20 protein-coding genes are annotated in these 19115 nt (G+C 41.2%); 11 read left to right on the top strand and 9 right to left on the bottom strand.

Translation table 11 applies throughout. From position 1 onward, the window contains the following. Positions 1–4: 4 nt before the first annotated feature. Positions 5–985, bottom strand: coding sequence for a DUF1852 domain-containing protein (locus ACXAH2_RS14035; protein WP_475079350.1), 981 nt, complete (start codon positions 983–985; stop codon positions 5–7). 289 nt (positions 986–1274) lie between these two features. Here ACXAH2_RS14035 and ACXAH2_RS14030 point away from each other — a divergent pair, with 289 nt between their 5' ends. The 3 genes from ACXAH2_RS14030 (at position 1275) to ACXAH2_RS14020 (ending at position 4147) form a co-directional block, all read left to right on the top strand. Next, on the top strand, positions 1275–2051 hold the full coding sequence (locus ACXAH2_RS14030) for a hypothetical protein (protein ID WP_475079348.1): 777 nt from the start codon (positions 1275–1277) through the stop codon (positions 2049–2051). Between the two features lie 99 nt (positions 2052–2150). After that, entirely contained in the window at positions 2151–3179 is a 1029-nt protein-coding gene (locus ACXAH2_RS14025) for a hypothetical protein (protein WP_475079347.1), read from the top strand. Then, entirely contained in the window at positions 3176–4147 is a 972-nt protein-coding gene (locus tag ACXAH2_RS14020) for a hypothetical protein (RefSeq protein ID WP_475079345.1), read from the top strand. Before ACXAH2_RS14025 ends, ACXAH2_RS14020 begins: the two co-directional genes overlap by 4 nt. A gap of 126 nt (positions 4148–4273) precedes the next feature. Here the strand turns inward: ACXAH2_RS14020 and ACXAH2_RS14015 are convergent, their stop codons facing one another. Further along, positions 4274–5458, bottom strand: coding sequence for a helix-turn-helix domain-containing protein (locus tag ACXAH2_RS14015; RefSeq protein ID WP_475079343.1), 1185 nt, complete (start codon positions 5456–5458; stop codon positions 4274–4276). Between the two features lie 860 nt (positions 5459–6318). Here ACXAH2_RS14015 and ACXAH2_RS14010 point away from each other — a divergent pair. The 3 genes from ACXAH2_RS14010 to ACXAH2_RS14000 all read left to right on the top strand — a co-directional run bounded on the left by ACXAH2_RS14010 (position 6319) and on the right by ACXAH2_RS14000 (position 9226). Further along, entirely contained in the window at positions 6319–7245 is a 927-nt protein-coding gene (locus ACXAH2_RS14010) for a sugar ABC transporter substrate-binding protein (RefSeq protein WP_475079341.1), read from the top strand. A 93-nt stretch (positions 7246–7338) separates the two neighbouring features. After that, positions 7339–8445, top strand: coding sequence for an ABC transporter permease (locus ACXAH2_RS14005; RefSeq protein ID WP_475079339.1), 1107 nt, complete (start codon positions 7339–7341; stop codon positions 8443–8445). 1 nt (position 8446) lies between these two features. Then, on the top strand, positions 8447–9226 hold the full coding sequence (locus tag ACXAH2_RS14000) for an ATP-binding cassette domain-containing protein (RefSeq protein WP_475079337.1): 780 nt from the start codon (positions 8447–8449) through the stop codon (positions 9224–9226). A gap of 117 nt (positions 9227–9343) precedes the next feature. On the opposite strand, the gene ACXAH2_RS13995 is transcribed toward ACXAH2_RS14000, so the two are convergent. The 3 genes from ACXAH2_RS13995 to ACXAH2_RS13985 all read right to left on the bottom strand — a co-directional run bounded on the left by ACXAH2_RS13995 (position 9344) and on the right by ACXAH2_RS13985 (position 11830). After that, positions 9344–10501, bottom strand: a complete 1158-nt coding sequence (locus ACXAH2_RS13995) for a GGDEF domain-containing protein (RefSeq protein ID WP_475079335.1) — start codon at positions 10499–10501, stop codon at positions 9344–9346. Then, entirely contained in the window at positions 10502–10999 is a 498-nt protein-coding gene (locus ACXAH2_RS13990; RefSeq protein ID WP_475079334.1) for a hypothetical protein, read from the bottom strand. A 99-nt stretch (positions 11000–11098) separates the two neighbouring features. Beyond that, on the bottom strand, positions 11099–11830 hold the full coding sequence (locus ACXAH2_RS13985) for a glutamine amidotransferase-related protein (protein ID WP_475079332.1): 732 nt from the start codon (positions 11828–11830) through the stop codon (positions 11099–11101). A gap of 60 nt (positions 11831–11890) precedes the next feature. On the opposite strand from ACXAH2_RS13985, the gene ACXAH2_RS13980 reads away from it, so the two are divergent. Beyond that, on the top strand, positions 11891–12106 hold the full coding sequence (locus tag ACXAH2_RS13980; RefSeq protein WP_475079330.1) for an agmatine deiminase family protein: 216 nt from the start codon (positions 11891–11893) through the stop codon (positions 12104–12106). A gap of 440 nt (positions 12107–12546) precedes the next feature. After that, the gene (locus ACXAH2_RS13975; protein ID WP_475079329.1) at positions 12547–13629 is read left to right on the top strand and encodes an amidohydrolase family protein; all 1083 of its coding nucleotides are present in this window, start codon (positions 12547–12549) and stop codon (positions 13627–13629) included. Positions 13630–13637: 8 nt separating this feature from the next. Here the strand turns inward: ACXAH2_RS13975 and ACXAH2_RS13970 are convergent, their stop codons facing one another. Continuing rightward, on the bottom strand, positions 13638–14084 hold the full coding sequence (locus tag ACXAH2_RS13970) for a helix-turn-helix domain-containing protein (RefSeq protein WP_475079328.1): 447 nt from the start codon (positions 14082–14084) through the stop codon (positions 13638–13640). 572 nt (positions 14085–14656) lie between these two features. On the opposite strand from ACXAH2_RS13970, the gene ACXAH2_RS13965 reads away from it, so the two are divergent. Then, entirely contained in the window at positions 14657–15004 is a 348-nt protein-coding gene (locus ACXAH2_RS13965; protein WP_475079439.1) for a thioredoxin family protein, read from the top strand. On the opposite strand, the gene ACXAH2_RS13960 is transcribed toward ACXAH2_RS13965, so the two are convergent. Beyond that, positions 14994–15260, bottom strand: coding sequence for a hypothetical protein (locus tag ACXAH2_RS13960; RefSeq protein WP_475079326.1), 267 nt, complete (start codon positions 15258–15260; stop codon positions 14994–14996). The genes ACXAH2_RS13965 and ACXAH2_RS13960 overlap by 11 nt on opposite strands. A gap of 111 nt (positions 15261–15371) precedes the next feature. Between ACXAH2_RS13960 and ACXAH2_RS13955 the strand changes: the two genes are divergently transcribed. Next, positions 15372–16286 carry an N-acetylmuramoyl-L-alanine amidase-like domain-containing protein gene (locus ACXAH2_RS13955; protein WP_475079324.1) on the top strand — a complete coding sequence of 305 codons (915 nt, stop codon included), beginning with the start codon at positions 15372–15374 and terminating at the stop codon, positions 16284–16286. Here the strand turns inward: ACXAH2_RS13955 and ACXAH2_RS13950 are convergent. After that, on the bottom strand, positions 16281–16697 hold the full coding sequence (locus ACXAH2_RS13950; protein ID WP_475079323.1) for a DUF2721 domain-containing protein: 417 nt from the start codon (positions 16695–16697) through the stop codon (positions 16281–16283). The two genes, ACXAH2_RS13955 and ACXAH2_RS13950, sit on opposite strands and share 6 nt — an antisense overlap. 106 nt (positions 16698–16803) lie before the next feature. Between ACXAH2_RS13950 and ACXAH2_RS13945 the strand changes: the two genes are divergently transcribed. Further along, entirely contained in the window at positions 16804–17190 is a 387-nt protein-coding gene (locus tag ACXAH2_RS13945; RefSeq protein ID WP_475079322.1) for an MmcQ/YjbR family DNA-binding protein, read from the top strand. Positions 17191–17261: 71 nt separating this feature from the next. Here ACXAH2_RS13945 and ACXAH2_RS13940 read toward each other — a convergent pair whose 3' ends face one another. Further along, positions 17262–18899, bottom strand: a complete 1638-nt coding sequence (locus ACXAH2_RS13940; RefSeq protein WP_475079320.1) for a methyl-accepting chemotaxis protein — start codon at positions 18897–18899, stop codon at positions 17262–17264. Between the last annotated feature and the right edge of the window lie 216 nt (positions 18900–19115).

The following is a 19115-nucleotide window of genomic DNA, read 5'->3' as shown; positions in this document are numbered from 1 at the left end:
GACCTTATGAAACGGCATAACTCGCTGACCACTGCTGCAATATCGCTTGATAAGGTTTAATGAAGTTTTCTTCTGCAAACTTGCCTTGCTCCACGGCAAGATGGCTGCGTTCTTTTCTGTCATACACAATGTGTGTGAGAGAATGATCAGGGTTTTGCAAATTTGGCTGGTAATGAGCACCGGCCAGGGTGTTGGCGTTGTAAATTTCGGGTCGATAGATTTTCTGGAAGCTTTCCATGGTGCTAATGGTGCTGATCAGTTCTAGATTGGTGTAATCATTCAGCAAGTCACCAACGTAATAAAAAGCCAAAGGGGCAACGCTGTTTGGCGGCATAAAGTAGCGAACCTTCAAGCCCATTTTGTGAAAGTACTTCTCCGTTAGTGACGAGTCATTGGGTAGATATTCAAAACCTAAAACCGGGTGCTCGTTTTCTGTTCTCAGGTAAGTTTTGTTGTCCGAAACGCTTAAACAAATAATGGGCGGTTTGTTGAATGCCTGCTGGTAACTTGGGGAGCGAATAAAATGCTGGAAGAGCTTGCCATGCAGTTCGCCAAAATCTTCTGGAACACTGAATGATTCTTTATTTTTATTATGGTTCGGTAATAAAACGCTGAAATCATAATCTCTTACATAAGAAGAAAAGTTATTGCCCACTACACCTGGAATACGTTGTTGGGTGTCCCTGTCGAGAATCCATGTTTGCAAGATTTCGATGCTTGGGAAGCTTTGTTGGTTAGCTTCTACCTCAATGTTGACGGAGACGATATTCAATTCGATCTGATAACGATCGCTGTTAGAGTTATCCCAATGCGCTAATGCATTAAATCGATTGTTAATCATCTTTAAGACATTACGTAAATTACTCTGACGGTGTCGCCCTCTCGCAAGGTTGGCAAAGTTCGTTGTGATACGGGTGTTGGTTGATGGCTGATAGTCTTCATCAAAGCGTAGTGTGTTAATGCTGAAATTAAATTTTGTGTGCATGGTGATCTGTCATCCTATTCTTTGAGTGTATGAATGTCATAATGCTCTTAATGGATTAGGGCTTTCACCGTCGCTTTACTTCATTTCATTGTTTGCTTTCGTTGTTAGAAAAAGAAGTATTTGTTGTATCGCTAAGAGCTGATACGATTGTTGATTAAATTTAATTATGAATAAAATTGTATTTTTTCACTTTAAGGTGAATTTTTCTAATTTTAATGTGGGAGACGGGTTTTCATAAGAATTCCGTTATCATGGACATCAAGGTATCGAATAAGGAAGAAAGTTTGTCATGATGCAATTTCGTATGTTGTCGATTGTATGTTTGTTCGGAATGAGCACAATGACATTCGCTAAGGCTCAAATAGAACTAGGGTTGCAGGCATCTAACATTGTTTATACCGAGCCATCGGTCATGCAAGAAAAGGGATCATTATTGGGTTTTAACGGACGTTTTATTTTCCAGCAAGCTCATAATGTGAAAGCGTTAGAGGTGACCACTTCGAGCGGTAAAATGGACTATGAAGGTTCTGGCACAATCCAGGGTATTCCTGATGAGTTGTTTGAAGTGCGTGGTTTATCGGGCAGCCCATGGGGACTTGATTCGGCGTGGCAAGTGATGTCATACATTGGTTTGGGTTATCGATATTTGAATGACGATTCCAGTGGTAGAGTGTCCAGTACGGATCATCATGGTTATGAACGTGAGCAAGTTTACTATTACGTACCCATCGGGATTGATTTTGAACACAAGCAATTTTTTTCTGATTGGGGGCTGTATGGCAGTGTCGAATTTGATTATTTAATTCTTGGTAAAAATACCAGCCATACAGGCAGATTGAGTGGCCACCAAGATCTGTCATTCTCGCAATACAATGGCTATGGCAATCGTCTAAAGTTAGGCGTTTCTAAGCAAGTTGAACGGGACCTGGTGATTAAAGTAGAGGCCTTCTACAAATATTGGAATATTGATGATTCCACCATAGATTATGATTTGGATGGAACCCCTATGATTGAACCCAACAATCATTCAAAAGAAATGGGCATCAGTGTGATATTGGCTATTTAAGCCTTCATTATCTTTTGGTTAGGAGAGCAATCAGTCAACGGGTTAGCCTACCTTTACCATACTAGTTCAGAGGTTTGCGCCTGATAACAAGGAATCATTATGACCCTTTTTTTGGATTTATTCTGGCAAGACCAGTACCTCAAACAAAATAGCCTTAAGAAACCGCTGGACAGAGATCGTTATTTTATGGCGTTGATTTTGTTGCTGTGGGGGCAATTTTTTTTGATAACCATAAGCAATTTTAATCCTTTTCATTCTATGCCAGTTTTTTTTCTTACTGAAAACGCGCCTTTTTGGGGACAATTACCTCTTTTGATGTTTTATGTCGGCTTCCAATTTGATTTTATTTTGTCGATTGCCACTTTGTTTCTTGGTTTTCGCATGTTTCCCCAGTCGCGCATTAAAGCCATTAGTTTGGGGTTGATGAATTTTATTGGCATGGTGATTTATCGAGCTATTTTATTAGCACAAATGGACCAATGGGGCTATTCACCTGCCGACGTTATCGGACGTCAGTTTGGACTGACTATCGAAGCTGTTATCCTGTTGACGGGTGTTTTTATTTTAGCTTGGTTGATTGTGAATCTGTTCTTTTTAAGAAGAGAAGGCCTAGCTAAAATGCAACCGGATCATCCGTTATTAAGGCTTAATCCAAGACGCGCCGAAAAACATCAGCTGTCAGCGATTAAGTTTATGTGGAAAATGATGATCTTTGGTTTGATTGCTTCAGCGGTGCCAATATTGCTATTTGGGTTATTACATCTTCTAGGTGGTGATGACTATTACCAAGCTAGGGGGTGGTACATTATGGTTATGCTGGCCTTGGTTGGTTTGGGGATATACGCTCTCATACTGCTGGTGAAGCGCATTCTCAACATTGGCTGGCGCTGGCCGTTTGTGGTGTCAAGTTTGCTGGCGTTTATCGTGGTGTTCTGGCTCATCTTTTTAATGGATGATTTGGTTTACTATTATTTTTCAGGATCATTAGGCACTGTCAGAACGGATCAAATTAAAACGCCTTTATGGAAGCTAATGTTCTTATTGTATTGTCTTGTTCAATTGGCATTGTTATGTAAGCCGGGTCAAGCTAAGCAGACAGTGTCCTCGCAAAAGGAAGTGACATTATGATCTTTGTTCTCTTAAAAGACGTCTTCTATCGCGATCAGTTTACTTCAACATCAAGCCATTCTTTTGACCGCGATCGTTATTTTCTTGGACTCTTTTTACTGGTTACATTTTATATTCACAACTTTTGGCTATCGACTGTCTTAATCGGTAGCGGCGAGCATGATGTCGTGCAATCTGCTTGGACTGAGACGCTTTTCTCAGTGGCTCACGTTTTACCAAATGAATATAACTCCTTCTTTGGTTTGGCCTTATTGACTTTTTTATTAGTCAAACGAATGTTCGGCGTTTGGCTCGCCTTACCTGTCACTGCATTAAATTTAGTCGCATTTTCTCAAATAAGTTATGTTGGTGTTGAGTTGTTACAAGGGCTGACGCAAAAAAATCAAACTTATCCCATCAGTTTGATTAGTCTAGTAGTGTGTATCTTGTTGAATTTGTACATCTGGAAGACTAGACCAACACTTAAAGATAAACAGCCTGAGCATCCTTTGTTATCAATCAATAATGACGTAGAACATCCGCATCAAATGACGGCTTATTGGTATCTGAATAAAGCGGTGATGAGTACTTTGTGCCTATTTGTCTTGGTGACTCTGATGTATTTTCTTGTTGGTATGACGACCATTTTAACGAAAGCGCATTCGGTACAAGGCATTCAGTATTTAACTTGTTCACTTTTTATTGTGCTGTTATTGTCAATGCTGAGATTCGCACCTCGTCGCTACGCGAATTTGCTGTCATCTGCCCAATTATGGGTGAAAAGGGGAGCGCTGTTTTGGCTGATTTCCATTAGCATTATTATGCTTTGTAAGTGGGTGTTAGGCGTTGATTTTTGGTATTTGTCCATGTACTTATTGCTGCAAATTTCCAGCCTTGTCTTTTTCATTGTGGTGATGGTCATGGTGTTATTGACGCCTTCTTCGGTTAATCACATGACTGTCACATCAGAGTCACAAACCGTTGGATAGAAAAAGCCTCATACCAAATGTGTGAGGCGGTTTGTGTTCCGCATAGGCATTATTACGATCAAACATGTGATGACGATATACACTTGTATGCCATAGTTTTTTAACTTACCTTCTTTTCTAAAATTCTTAAGAAGGCTGAGTAGTCTGTTTATAGGCCGTTGGGGTTAACCCTGTTTCTCTTTTAAAGGCCTTGTAAAAAGAGGATCGTGAGTTAAACCCAACTTCATAAGCAATGTCTAATACGGTTTTCTCTTTTTGACCGATCAGTTTCAGAGCCTCTTTAATGCGTAATGCATTGATAAAGTCGAAAAAGGTATCGCCAAGGCGGCCATTTAAGGTTTGAGAAACGTAATTGGCAGGTTCTGCTACTGCTTTGGAAAGATCGGCTAACGAAAGATTAGGATTCAAATACAATTTCTGCTCTTGCATAACGTTATGAATATTTTGTTCGATGCGATCAATATGAGCATCGGTGAGAGCAGATTTTTCATATTTTGCTGGGTTTTTAATGCGCGTTTTTGTTGCATCTTCAGTTAAGTCAAGCTGGACAAAGTCCGTTTCTTGCATAAAGCTGCCTTGTCGTAAACTCCAATGAGACATAGTAAAAACAAGGCATAGGTTTAAGAGATCGACTAGATAAACAACCTCATCAATATAGTTGGTAAACATGCCTAGCCATGCCACGCATAGGGTGCAGATCATGAGCAGACTGACCAAATAAATCCACATTAGTTCTCTGTCTTCCGTACTGGAGTAATAATGCTTGAGCTGTTGTTTATGGCGAATTAGATGGCGAACAATCACTATCAGGTAACACACACATTGCATGGCCCATAACACCATTAATAAGTATAGGGACCAAGCCGAGACGATTAATAATCGCGTGATGATGACCTCAGTACCTTCTTCAAACAACATGGCGAGCATGTTGACGGGAAGAGACAGGAGAAAAGCCGCAACCCCTAAGCCAATGAAAAAGGGCGTCAAATGGTACAAGTCTTGTTTGCGCCACTCGATAAGGGTGGGGCTGGTGATGTTACGTACATAAAACCAAAGGAATGGAAAAAGTAAAAGCAGACATATATGAGCAAAAATAGAACTAACGTACTTCACCATAACGGTGGTTGAATCAAACGAAAAGATATCTAAGGTGGTCCCAAGACTATTAATACAAATCGCTGAAAAGAACACGATTAGCGGTGTATAAATGTGCAGAGGATCTTTTTTAACCACGAAGAGGCTGATGGTTAATGAGCATTGTCCTAATATCGCGGCAGCAAAAATGGCTTCAATCGTACTCACTGTGTTCATATTCCGTAGCATCCTGATGGCGAAATTGTCGCCTATTAGCTCAATGTGTCTGTCTTTCCATGTCGGCTTAGACACTGAATATACTAAAAAATTTGGGGATTCGCTGCACCTCTCAAGATGAGACGATCTTGGTGTGCTGGTTTACTCATCTACTTGGGGGCAATGATACTATAGGAACAGAAACATGTTTAAGCACAGAATGAATGGCATAGCGGTTTAGTTAGGGGTGGGGGCTTCTTTAGCGCAAGCCAGTCTTCAAAACATCGGAGCAGAACTAGGTAGGTTGTTAGGTGGTTTCATAATGCGGAGACAATGGCCTACAACAAGCGGATGCCTTTGACATATCGTTAACCCCCTATATTGCTTACGAATGGGAGTATCTTCATCTCGGGACCGATGGTGTAGCCAGGATTTGTTTGCGTGATTGCAAGAGTTGCGTCGAGTCCATTTCGTGCCATTGAAACGATAAAGTCGTTTTGAGAGACAATAGCTTCCATGTTTGTGCTATCTATCGAGACAACCTTGTTTGAGAATAAAAAAATAACAGAGTCGTAACAATGTTTTGTCGCTCATTATTGTGCCGATATGCTAACAAGACATGGTGACCATTTGTGTCAGCTTGATGGATGTGAAATGACTTAGATGAAATCTTGTTGTAGATGTCGCAGGTCAAAAATGAAATATAAAAGTTCATTTTGAACCAATTATTCTATTTTATAATTTTTTTGCAACTTTTGTTCTATTTGCTATGGCATTTTTTTCTTAGTTGGCTAAACTAGGTATTAACTTTTGGTGTGACTACCAAGGTTAGCGGCGAATTCTATTTGCCGTCCATCTACTATCCTAAGAGGAGCTAGAGAATGAAAAAAATAATAAAAGGTCTATTGGCTACTTCAGCTGGGTTATGTTCCAGTATCGCTTTATCAGCCAACATCATCGTGGTTTCACACGGACAAGCGAACGACCCGTTCTGGTCTGTGGTGAAAAATGGTGTGGAATTGGCCGCTGAGCACACTGGTGCAGACGTTAGTTACCGTGCCCCTGAGACATTTGATATGGTCGCTATGGCGCAGTTAATTGATGCAGCAGTGAACCAAGAACCAGACGGTTTGGTGGTATCTATTCCTGATGCAGATGCATTGGGACCTTCTATCCGTCGTGCGGTGAATGCAGGTATCCCTGTTATTTCCATCAACGCAGGTTCAGACGTGTCTAAATCGCTTGGTGCGTTATTGCACGTAGGCCAAGAAGAATACGACGCGGGTAAAGCAGCGGGCGAAAAGCTTAAAGCAATGGGCGGCAAAAAAGGTCTTTGTGTTAACCAAGAAGTGGGTAACGTATCCCTAGACCAGCGTTGTGCTGGCTTCACAGAAGGCTTTGGCGGTAACGTTTCTATCCTACCTACAACCAATGATCCTGCAGAAATTGAATCTAAAGTTCGTGCGGCATTGGATTCTAACCCAGACATAGACACTATCATGGCATTGGGCGCTTCTACTGCTGGTGAGCCAACGGTTGCCGCGGTGAAATCTCTTGGCCTATCTGGTGATGTGAAAGTCGCGACATTCGACCTTTCTGCGGATTTCTTGAAAGCCATTGTTAACGGTGATGCAGCGTTTGCTATCGACCAGCAACAATTCTTGCAAGGCTACATGTCTGTTAACTTCTTAGCGCTTAACGCTGCTTATGGCTTGATTCCAGGTGGTAACGTACCTTCTGGTCCAAACCTGATTACGGCAGAAAAAGCAGCGCAAGTAATCGACTTATCAGCGAAAGGTATTCGCTAATACTTCTATAAAATCAGGAAGGCCTTATGGCCTTCCTATTTCACACCCTAATGTATTCCGTTTCAGTTTTACTGAATGCGTTCCGGAGGATTTATGTCACTAGAGAATGACTCGACAGTTGATGAACGATTAAAGGAAGAAAGCCGCGTAGCTCGTCTAATGAAACGACCAGAGCTTGGCGCCGTGGCGGGAGCCTTACTTGTTGCAATCTTTTTTATGTTTACCGCTGATGGCTCTATGTTCACCTTATCTGGGATCATGAACATTCTATCGCCAGCAGCACAATTGGGTATTTTGGCAATTGCTGCAGCATTATTGATGATAGGTGGTGAGTTTGACCTTTCTATCGGCTCTATGGTGGCATTTGCCGGATTGGTATTTGGTTTCTGTGTGGTTAACTTTGATCTTCCTTTGATCTTAGCGATTCCAATTACCTTGGTTTTCTGCGCTGGTGTTGGCGCGGTAAATGGACAAATCGTTCTAAGAACTGGCTTGCCATCTTTTATCGTGACACTGGCATTTCTATTTATTTTACGCGGCTTGTCTCTTGTTGGCTTAAAAGCGGCGACCGGCGGCTCTACTCAACTTCGCGGTGTACGTGATGCGGTAGCAGGTGATCCATTAGTGCCTTTCTTCAGTGGTGATGCCTTCCAAGGTTTCTTCCAATGGGCGGCTTCTATGGGATGGATTGATACTTTCCGCAGCGGTTTACCAAAAGTCCCAGGTGTACCAGTAGAGATCATTTGGTTCTTGGTGTTGGCGGGTGTGGCAACTTACGTATTGCTGAAAACGCCAGCAGGTAACTGGATCTTCGCGGCCGGTGGGGATAAAAATGCCGCGTCAAATTCTGGTGTACCCGTTCGCAAAGTAAAAATTGCTTTGTTTATGCTAACGGCGTCTTGTGCCGCATTATTGGCTATTACACAAGTGTTGGACGCAGGTAGTACCGATGCGCGACGTGGTTTTATGAAGGAGTTTGAAGCCATCATCGCGGCGGTAATTGGTGGCTGTTTGCTTACTGGTGGTTATGGTTCGGCAATTGGTGCCTTCTTTGGCTCAATCATCTTCGGTATGGTGGTTATTGGCTTGACCTACACCAATATCGACCAAGATTGGTTCCAAGTGTTCCTAGGATCAATGTTGTTGTTGGCGGTTATTTTCAATAACGCTATTCGTAAACGTGTGACAGGGGAGCGCTAATATGTCTGAATCAATTCTTCATATGGATAACATTGAAAAGCATTTTGGTAATGTTATTGCGTTAAACGGTGTCAGTTTTGATGTACGACCTGGTGAATGTCATTGTTTACTAGGCGATAACGGTGCAGGTAAATCGACCTTTATTAAAACCATGTCAGGTGTGTATCGTCCAAGCCAAGGGCAAATCTTCATGGGAGGTAAGCCTGTAGAATTTGGTAGCCCACGAGATGCGATGGGTGCGGGTATTGCTTGTGTATACCAAGATTTGGCGATGATTCCGCTTATGTCGGTAGCGCGTAATTTCTTTATGGGGCGTGAGCCAACCAAAGGTCAGTTCTTGTGGAAACGCTACGATACTGAGTTGGCTGATGAAATCACCATGAAGGAAATGAAAAAGATGGGCATTAACTTGCGCAGTGCTGATCAGGCAGTGGGCACCTTATCTGGTGGTGAACGCCAAACAGTTGCTATCGCCCGTGCTGTGTATTTCGGTGCTAAGGTATTGATTCTAGACGAACCGACTTCGGCATTAGGGGTACGTCAAACCTCTAACGTATTAGCAACCATAGACAAGGTACGTAAGCAGGGCGTAGGTGTGGTGTTTATTAGTCATAACGTGCGACACGCATTGGCAGTAGGCGATCGTTTTACCGTCTTGAATCGAGGTAAAACTTTAGGTACGGCTGCAAGAGGTGAAATCACTTCGGAAGAGTTGCAGGATTTGATGGCAGGTGGTCAGGAATTAGCGCAACTGGAAGGTTCTCTAGACGGAACCATTTAGGGTTAGGAATAGTCCTCTTATATTAGGTGTTGACTGATGATAGACCCAAAGGGAGCATGGCTCCCTTTTTTTATGCCACTATTTTTTATGCTACTAACAATAGGCGCGCTAAGAGATTCAGTTTGATTGATAAAAATGACTGGTGTTGCGGCCATCATCTTTGGCTTGATAAAGTGCTTGATCGGCTGCGGAATAAAGACTGTCAGGGGTCAATTCTTCTTGCATCACTGCGGAAGCAATACCAATTGAAACAGTGATATAAGAAGATACTTTACTGGCCGAATGGGCAATTTTTAAGCCTTCAATGGATGCTCTAATGGTTTCGGCGAAGTCTTTAGCGTATTGGCAATTTTGGAAATAACAAAGACAGGCAAACTCCTCACCACCGACTCGATAAAATTCCACTTCAGGGAAGCGCTTTTTTAGCGCCGTAAGATGTTGTGCAATGGCTTGTAACGCTTTGTCTCCTGCAATGTGGCCAAGCTGGTCGTTAAACAGTTTAAAGTAATCAATATCGAATACCATAAGAGCAAAGTTAGTCTGTTGGGCATGGTAATTATTAACCGCTAACTCCATATGATCATTAAACTGTCGTCGATTAAACAAACCCGTTAACGGGTCTTCAATCGACAGTTTATTAAGGTTTGTTTTTTGTTTAAAAATGAGAGTTAGTGCATAAGACAAGACAGCTAATAGCAAGATAAAAATGACAATGAGTGTATTGATTGCTTGGTTAATCCGAGACAGCTTATTAACATAGCGGTCAGTATGTAGGCGAATATAATCACTACCATGACTGTACATGGCAGCACTGTTGATCTTGACTTGTATAATCAAAGTATTTAATTGATTTAGCTGATCTTTATCATGCAAATTCGTCGTCTGTATTTTTTCTTTGAGCTGATGAATTTTGTCTTCAAAGCGATTGAGTTCTTCTTGTAATGAGGTTTTATCCAGATCAGATTGCAGCGTGTTCCAAACCTCTCGAATATTATCTAAACGATATTTTAGTTGTTCGATACGATTGATTAATGCTGACTTCGAATTTTTTATATCGTATTGCTGAGTCAGCGTGATTTCTTGTTCAATGAGGGCGACTTGCAAATTGCACTGCTGTAATTGATAGCGGATTTCATGTGGCGTGATACCAATGTGTCGGTGAATGTCTTTAATGTCCTGCTGAAAACGCCACAGAAAAACCGTCAACATTACCAAGGCAATGGATATAAAGGGAATGATAATGAGTTTGATTGGTTGTGGCTTGAACGAAATCACTTATTTAACCTGTATAATTCGGGTCAGGCTCCAGACCCAAAGATCGCCTTCATTTGCGCTTAACTTGAGGGTTTCTTCTCGGTTTGGCCATATCAACCAAAATGGGCCTTTATCATTAATTCTTAAAGGTTTACCGTTTAACGCGAGTGCCAAAATGGCATGATTCTGATCGGGAGCATGACGATGCATAATGACCGCATAATCGTCTGTCGCTTCTAGATAGATTTGTTCAAAATCAGCAATACCTGCATCCTCTAAAAGGTCTTGTAATTTCGGTCCGATAAAATCTCCAGAGGCACCCCAGATGGTGGATAATTCGGCATGATACAGGGGAAACTTCAATAGGTCTTCATATTGATAACGCTTGTCTTGAATGTCTATTACATAGTCCTGAGGCGAATCGGGCAAAGGTAATGTTTGTTGATAAAGAGAAAGTGATGTACTGAATACACTACCGCTGAAAATGCAGAGTAGGAAATAAAATACGGTTTTCATCATGACACATTCTATTCATAAAAAACTATCCTATCTCAGATTCATTCAATAATGAACCTGAGTATGTTGAAAAACCGCATTTATAAGCAAAAAACGAGTTTTTCACTCTTTACGGCTTGATTTTCTGGCCTTTAAAAAATCGGTAATCCATGCCATTAGATGCTCGCTGTGTAGGGTGTTCCTTGCAATGCTCTGATGAGCTTTCGAGACGACTTCGGGTGAAAGAGTAACCCCATCATAGAGTTTCACCAGTTCGGTTTCGTATGCTTTGGAAAATTCAGGGTGTGCTTGGAAGGTCAGTATTTGGTCCTGAAAAATCAGACCAGCATGCTGACAAAACTCTGAACTGAGAAAGGTTTGCATTTTGTGGGGTTTTTCTACTACCTGATCTTGATGAAAGGCACAAATCGCAATCTCTTGCGTTTTCGTAAATTGAGGAAGACTAATCTGCTCTGAAAGCTGATAATGGTGTATCCCAACACCCCATCCAGCAGAATATTTCTCAACCTTTCCACCCAGTGCGCGCGCAATCACTTGATGACCGAAACAAATGCCGACCAACGCCTGACCTTGTTGGTCGATGTCGCGGATAAAATCACACAAATTGAGAATCCACTCTTCATCAGCATAAGCATCAGATTTTGAACCGGTAACCAGCCAAGCATCACAAACTTGGCTATTGGCTGGAAACTCATTCAAACGAACATCAAAAATCTCAAATTCAAGTTCAGGGTCGATATGACCAATTTGGTCGGCAAACATCTGCGCATAAGCAGGATAACGATCTTGTAAACTTTCTGGTGTATTGCCAGCGGCTAAAATGCCAATTTTCATGTTTTATAACATCCTCAAAACATATATTAAGATGGTGGGTGTAAACGACTTTGGTGAGGCATGATAAAGATAGCAGCAATAACGGCCATGCTAACAATCAAAATCATCAAACTGGCTAACGCATTAATCTCGGGGGTGACACCCAATCTCTCCAAAGTAGCAGCACAGGTTTTTGCTCAAACATTTCCAGACGATAAATTAATTGGCATTTCTGCTCGCGATATTTTATTAGGGGACGGTAACCTACACTATATCAGTCAAAAAATTCCTCGTTAATACAATTTTCGTAACTTGATTCCAATTTTAAACAAAAAAAGTCATGTGAGAAATGCAGTCGCACGGCTTTAGTATTTGAGAGCTTGTTATTAATAACCTATCGTTATTTTTGCTCAGTTTTTTCTTCCTAAAGAGACTAATCAATGTCGTTTTTCACTTCTGGGTAGTCGTCAGAGTTAAACGCCGGGGTATGCGTTTCTTCCTGTTTGATCTAAATTATCGTCAACCTCACTACCAAGTCGTACAATGGCATAATGGAAATCAGGTTAATGCCTTGTCATTAGACCCATAGCAGCGCCGGCTGAATGGAATACCAGAGCAACACTCTTATAAACACCCCACAGCATGATGACCAAGAACCGTTTTTGACAGAATGAGATAAGTTATCCGGCAAACTGTGTAGACTAGGGTGAAAATCTTTATATTGGAAGCGATTAACCATGAAGCGAATGACATGTTTTTTGCCTTTGCTGTTACTACTGATGGCCGATAACAGTGGTGCTGAGTTCAGGTCGTTAGATTCCTTTAAGACGGGAGCCGCTTGTTATAACAGGGAAACAGAAGCTTATACGGCTGTAGTGGACACGCATTTGCATTATCGCCCTTTTGATGGGCGTGCTATTCCATTCCAGCAAGTGAACGATTATCTGCGTAAAACCAGTGTGCGTTTTGCGAATATATATGGCATAGGGCAGATGTTACCAGCCTTATCGACTTGTCAGGACTACCTAAAATGCCCCGGAACACCTGTTTTACCAACCACAAGAAATGATATGGTGAATGCGGCTAATCTCATAGAACACACACCTAGTGATTTGCATCTCACGCTTTCCATGACCTTTACTGATCTTTCTAATCCTGAATCAACCCTAGACATTATGCGTCTCTATGACAGGGAATATCCTGGATTATTTCGTTGGATGGGGGAAGTGAATTTAGTGAAACAGGCGCAGTTCAATAATCACCATCTTGCCGCTACACCAGAAAATATCAATTTGTGGGCGGATTTTATGGTGGAATTGGCGCAGCGCGATATGCCTATTACCATACATGCGGATTTGGGAACTCAATCAAATCCAACCCTTTACCTACCTTTGATGGAACAGGCATTAACCTTGTATCCTGATAATAAAATTATCTGGGCGCACATGGGAATTTCCTATGAGCAACTTAATGTGTCAGCTGAGCAGCATATAGACATTTTATCGAGTCTGTTGAGTACCTTCCCAAATCTGTACCTGGATATTTCATGGCGAGTTCTGGAAGATCATTACTTTAGTAAAAAAGGCAATAGGGCGCAGTATGTGGCCTTTTTAAATCGTTTTTCTGATCGTATTTTACCTGGGTCAGATTTTGTTGCATTTCGTAATAACCGCTTCGAAATTTACCAACAAGAATTAGAGGTAACGGGGCGTATTCACCAATATTTAAGCGATGAGGCATTTCGTAACATTGCGTTGGGGCAAAATTATTTTGATCTGCTGAATTTGCAGTATGTCGCCCCTTTAGTATGCCGTCAGTAGCTTATGAATCATGAAACTGACTTGTCTTGCCATTCATGAATGGTTTTTAATTGTTCCAATAAGAGTGATTTATTATTAGGTGTGAGTTCACTGTAGAGTTTTAAAATGACCTGGGCGTCTTTACTGATAATAATATCGCCACACTTTTTTTCATTAGGTTTGGGCAAAGAGTTTTTTTCGGTTGGAGTGTTTTGTGCGTTGTTTTGTGCGTTGTTTTGTGCATTGAGTAGGAAGTTTACGATATCACCATGAGCTTGTTCGCAAGCCGCATAAATAACAGAGGGTTTCGTATTGAGTGCTTTTGCCAGTTTGCAAAGAACTTTTTGTGATGGTTGGCGCAAACCTTTTTCAATGCGCGACACATTGCTGGTGGCCATATCTGCTTCCAGTGCAATTTGTTCCTGAGTCATTTTACGTTGTAAGCGTAAGACTTTGATAACCTGTCCAATCTTCATGACGAGATTATCCTTTTGGACTGACGGAAACGACAAAACCTGTGAGGCAATTTACCCGACACTGGTTGCCTTAAGGGCAATATTTGTATTTGGTTTTGTCTGTATGACAAATAAGAGTATTGCACTATCAATGTTTTCAATTCGTATAGCAGGGAATAGCTTATGGAAACAGATTTCTGGAACATTAAGCATGATTGGCGTGAATTAGATCAAGATGCTGCTGTATTGTTCTTACTAGATGCATGTTTCTCGCTCATTTCATGTAACCGTTTTTCTCAAAAAAATCTGCTAACTCATTGTTTTAGAAAGATTATCACATTTTCTATCAATTGCTTTTGGTCACCTAAGATTCAAGATATTTTTTTAGATAATATTGAAAATCATAAAACGAATAGTCATTTTCTTTTGTCTGAGTTGAACGCCATATTGAAGGAAGGTGAGAACAAGTCCACTAACGATTAAAGCATCAAACAGAAGGAAGCGGCTGTGATGGCGTTTCCTTTTTTATCAGCATCTGGCATAACAGAAAATTCAATGTAATAAATAAATACGAGGTACTTATTTTGCGGGCAATGCAGTTGGGATTTAATCAAGAGTATTCTGAATTAGCACCTAGCCTTGAAGAAGTGAAAGCGCAATCAGGTTTGGTTTTGCTTGAGTTTGGTGCGCCTTGGTGCGGGCATTGTCAGGCGGCTAGTATTGTTATTGAAAGCTTATTGTCAGCATATCCTAATTTGCCACATATTAAGCTGTATGACGGTAAAGGTAAAAAGCTTGGACGCCAATTTAAGGTCACTTTATGGCCTACCTTCATCCTTTTGAACGATGGCCATGAAGTAAATAGATGGGTAAGAGTAACCGAACAAAATGAACTCAATGAACTGGATTCTCTACTTGGCAAACATTTCACTACACGCTGATATCGATAAGGCGACCAAGGTTTTGGTTGGCGTCATCCAACACTTGAGCATTTGATTGAGTGTTAAGCTTGGCCTGTTTTGCTTCCGAAAGGCTTTCGGCAAGAGAGCCATTTTGTCCATCTAACTCTTTAGGTTGCACTCGATCCAAAGTCTGAGTAGACATTTGTGCAACTTCTTTTGAGATCTGATCTAGATTTCTTTGTGTCTGTTGCAGTCCTTGTTGACCATACAAAAAAGGGGGATGCTGAATTTTCATTTTTTGTACCTCACACATTTATTTGCTTATTTTAGCAACAACTAAGAGATTTTTTGACATGGCTTTTGTACACTTTTGTTTTTAATTGCAAAGCAAATATCACGAGGCTTTATGAACAAAATTTTTTTTCAGATGGTCTGTTTTATCTCGATGATGAGTCAAGTGCCTTTGGCTTTAGGTCAATTGCCTGAAAATCAGCAGCAAGCTGATTTTTATCAACTAATAGAACAAACTTCAAAAGCCCCATTACAGCAGCGCTTTGAATTATTAAGTGGCAGTTTAATGGGGTTGCCTTATCTTGCTGGTGGCTCAGGAGAAGGCCAATTGGGGCGTTTCGACACGGATCCATTAATACGGTTTGATGTATTTGATTGTACCACCTATGTAGAAACTGTATTAGCAGGACTGTTTGCCTCCTCTAGGGCGGAGTTTGCCCCGGCTCTTAAAACTATTCGCTATCAAGATGGCAAAGTCAGTTTTGTTTCGCGTAATCATTTCCCTAGTTTGGATTGGCTGCCTAACAATCAAGCGAGATTACAAGATGTGAGTGCTGAAATTGCGCAACAAGCATTAGGATATGCTAATGCCAGTATAGATAAAGCCGCTTGGTTTGAGCACTTAAAACAAGGGCCATTAACTTGTGAGGACAATTGCGACGAGGTACAACACGTGCTTCGCGAGTTAACGAAAAGTATTCCTGCGCAACAAGTCGCATTGCCTTATGTGCCACTCGTTGCGCTTTATAAGGAAGATACTGGCCAATTAAATCAAGCGTTATTAGACAGAATTCCTACACCCAGTGTCCTCAGTATGGTAAGACCCAACTGGCAATTAAAAGACATCATTGGGACCAATATGAACGTATCACATCAAGGCTTTTTATATCGCCAAGACGGTCGTTTGTTTATACGTCATGCCAGTGTGACTCATCAACGTGTGATGGATGAAGACTTTTTAGACTATTTTTCCCAGTATACGAAAGCATCTTCTCTAAAGGGCTTCAATGTTCAGAAGATACTTTTATGATGATTTTTTGCTGGACCTTTTATGTTTAAAGTTGGTATTGAAATGCTTTAAATGTAGATCTAAAGCATCGCAGGATATGGTGATTTCACGAACCGATAGATAGAGGGAATACATTAGACAGACCAGACTAGCAGCAAAGATATAACTGCCGATCTGTTGGTATTCCCCATAAATCGCCAGCATGGACATCACACATAAGAAAAAGCTAATGACACCCGCTTCTTGCATACGTCGAATCAGATAAATGCGTTTGCGTAAATTGGCAATTTGCTCTGTACTATTTTCATCTTCTTGTTTTGGATCAAAAGTACGTATGATGGACGCCAAGGTAACAAAACGATTGGTATAAGCCAATAATAAGAGTGATACCGCTGGAAATAGCATGGCGGGTGTGGTTAAGGTGATGATCATGATAGCCCTTGGAGACAAGTGTTGGATGAGGATGAAGGAAACTAGTTTAGCAGTTTTTCGAATAAATGGGTGACCCATTAGCCGCTTATAAATTGAGGAGAAAAGGATGGAGTTATCAGCTTTAAAAGCCTACTTGTTAGCCAAACCTGAAGCGCAAGAAGATTATCCTTTTGATGACAAAACGGCTGTCTTCAAAGTGCAGAATAAAATGTTTGCTTTATTATCGCGTCATCAAGGTAAAGCCTTGATGAATGTGAAGTGTCGTCCCGATCATGCGATAGAATTGCGAGATGTGTTTGAGGAAGTTATTCCTGCTTACCATATGAATAAAAGACATTGGAATTCCATCTTCTTGGAAGGCAGTTTGCCAGAGGGCGAAATCCAGCGAATGGTCGATCACTCCTATGCGTTAGTCGTAAAAGGAATGACCAAAGTGCAGCGTCAGGGCTTGGAAGTACGCCATGGCGCAACTGTGATTTATCATGGCCTATGAGAAAAAGCGGCCAATAGAGAATGCTATTGGCCAGGAGTTTATATCTTGTGTATTGACGGAAACATCGCTTATTAGAGTTTAAAGGTCGACATCACGCGATGTGTTTCTTCTGAGGTTTGCGCCAAGATTTCACTAGTTTCATTGTTCTGTTGAACTTGTAAACTTGCTTGTGCGGAAAGTTCTGCCACTTTCTCGTTTAAATCGCTCAATGTTTTTACCAAATCACTTTGTGACGTTACGCTGTTAATAACCGCGTGGCTAGCATGATTGATTCCTTCTGCTGAGCTAGCAATTTCTTCCAGATATTTTGCCGTGAGATTGATTTCTTCATTGGTTTTCTGCGATTGCTGATGGCTCTCCGTAATACGTAGCTCTGCTTGTTTGGCACCTTCTTGAAGTTTGCTGATCATGGCTTGTATTTCGTCTGTTGACGCTTGAGTGCGACTGGCCAAACCACGAACTTCATCGGCAACGACGGCAAAGCCGCGGCCCTGTTCACCAGCCCGGGCCGCCTCAATCGCCGCGTTCAGTGCAAGTAGGTTGGTTTGCTCCGCTATTTCGCTTATTACATCTAATACTTTACCAATGGTTTGAGATTGTTCTGCCAGTTGTACCACGGTATTTAAACCAGCTTCCAATTCATTGGAGAGCTTGTCCAGAGATTGTACTGTTTGTCGAATCGAAGATTGTCCAGTACGGGTTTTCTCAACGGTACCTTGTGCTGATTCTAAGGTGCTTTGCGTGTTGCTAATGACCTCGTTTTTAAAGCCATCTACTTCACGAATGGCATCCGTCATTTGATGAAACATACCTTCGCGTTCTTGCGTAATGGCTTTGGTTTTAAAGGCGACTTCCTTAAGTTCTTTGCTCTTGGTTTCGACTTGTTTATTCAAGCTAACAGCTTTGTTCAATGTGTCCGTCAGTCGTTCTACAAAGGTGTTATATGAAGTGGCAATTGTCGTTAGCTGGTCATTACCGGAAACGGGTAAGCGGGCGGTTAAATCCCCTGAACCGTGTGAAATGTTTTCTAAAGCCGTTTGAACTTGACGAATTGGCAGTAATATAGAGCGAAGAATTAACACAGATAAGAGTAGAGCCAGCAGAATGACAACACAACTGATGGTACCCAGTTTAATCATTCCAGCTTGAAATTGACTATCCACATCGTCTAGGTAGATACCAGAGCCTAAAATCCAGCCCCAAGGTTCAAACCCTTTAACATAGGAAATTTTTGCAACGGGCAGGTCATTGCCGGGCTTAGGCCACAAGTAATCGACAAAACCCGCGTCTTGTGCTTTTACTACTTTGACAAATTCTGAAAACAATTTCTTACCGTTAGGATCTTCCAGATTGGCGAGATCTTTGCCATCCAGCTCGGGTTTGACAGAATGCATGACTACAACGGCATTGTAGTCATTGAGCCAAAAATACTCTGAGCCTGCATAGCGAATGCCCTTGATGGTTTCCATGGCATATTTTTGAGCTTGGCTTTTGGATAATTCGCCATTTTGTTCAAGTGAATAGAAATGGGTCAGTACGCCTGTAGCCGTTTCAACTACATGTTTAGTTTGCGCGTATTTTTGATTAAGTAAGGAGGACTTGTATTCACTTAAAGCAAGCAACATGACAAGTACTAGGCCAATAGAAAACAACGTTACCAGGCCAATTAGCCTATGCTTTATTGGAATTTTTCTTAAGAGATTTAACATAGTTACTTCCTTATCGTTTTATATATAGAAGGTGCGAATAAGTTTTTTGAGCAGAAAAATATGGACTTATTTGCGCCTTCACTATCCCTATTATGTGGTTAATGTTTAAGAAAAGAGCTGTTTGTTTACAATTTTTATCCTTTTTACATAACAACTTTAATAATGCCATTTAATTGTCATGTATGTGTAACTTTATATCTCTAGAGTATTTGACAA

Source organism: Marinomonas sp. ABL3_031, from assembly GCF_056161265.1.
The sequence above is the reverse complement of the archived record's forward strand: the minus strand, read 5'-3'. Positions and strand labels throughout refer to the sequence as shown.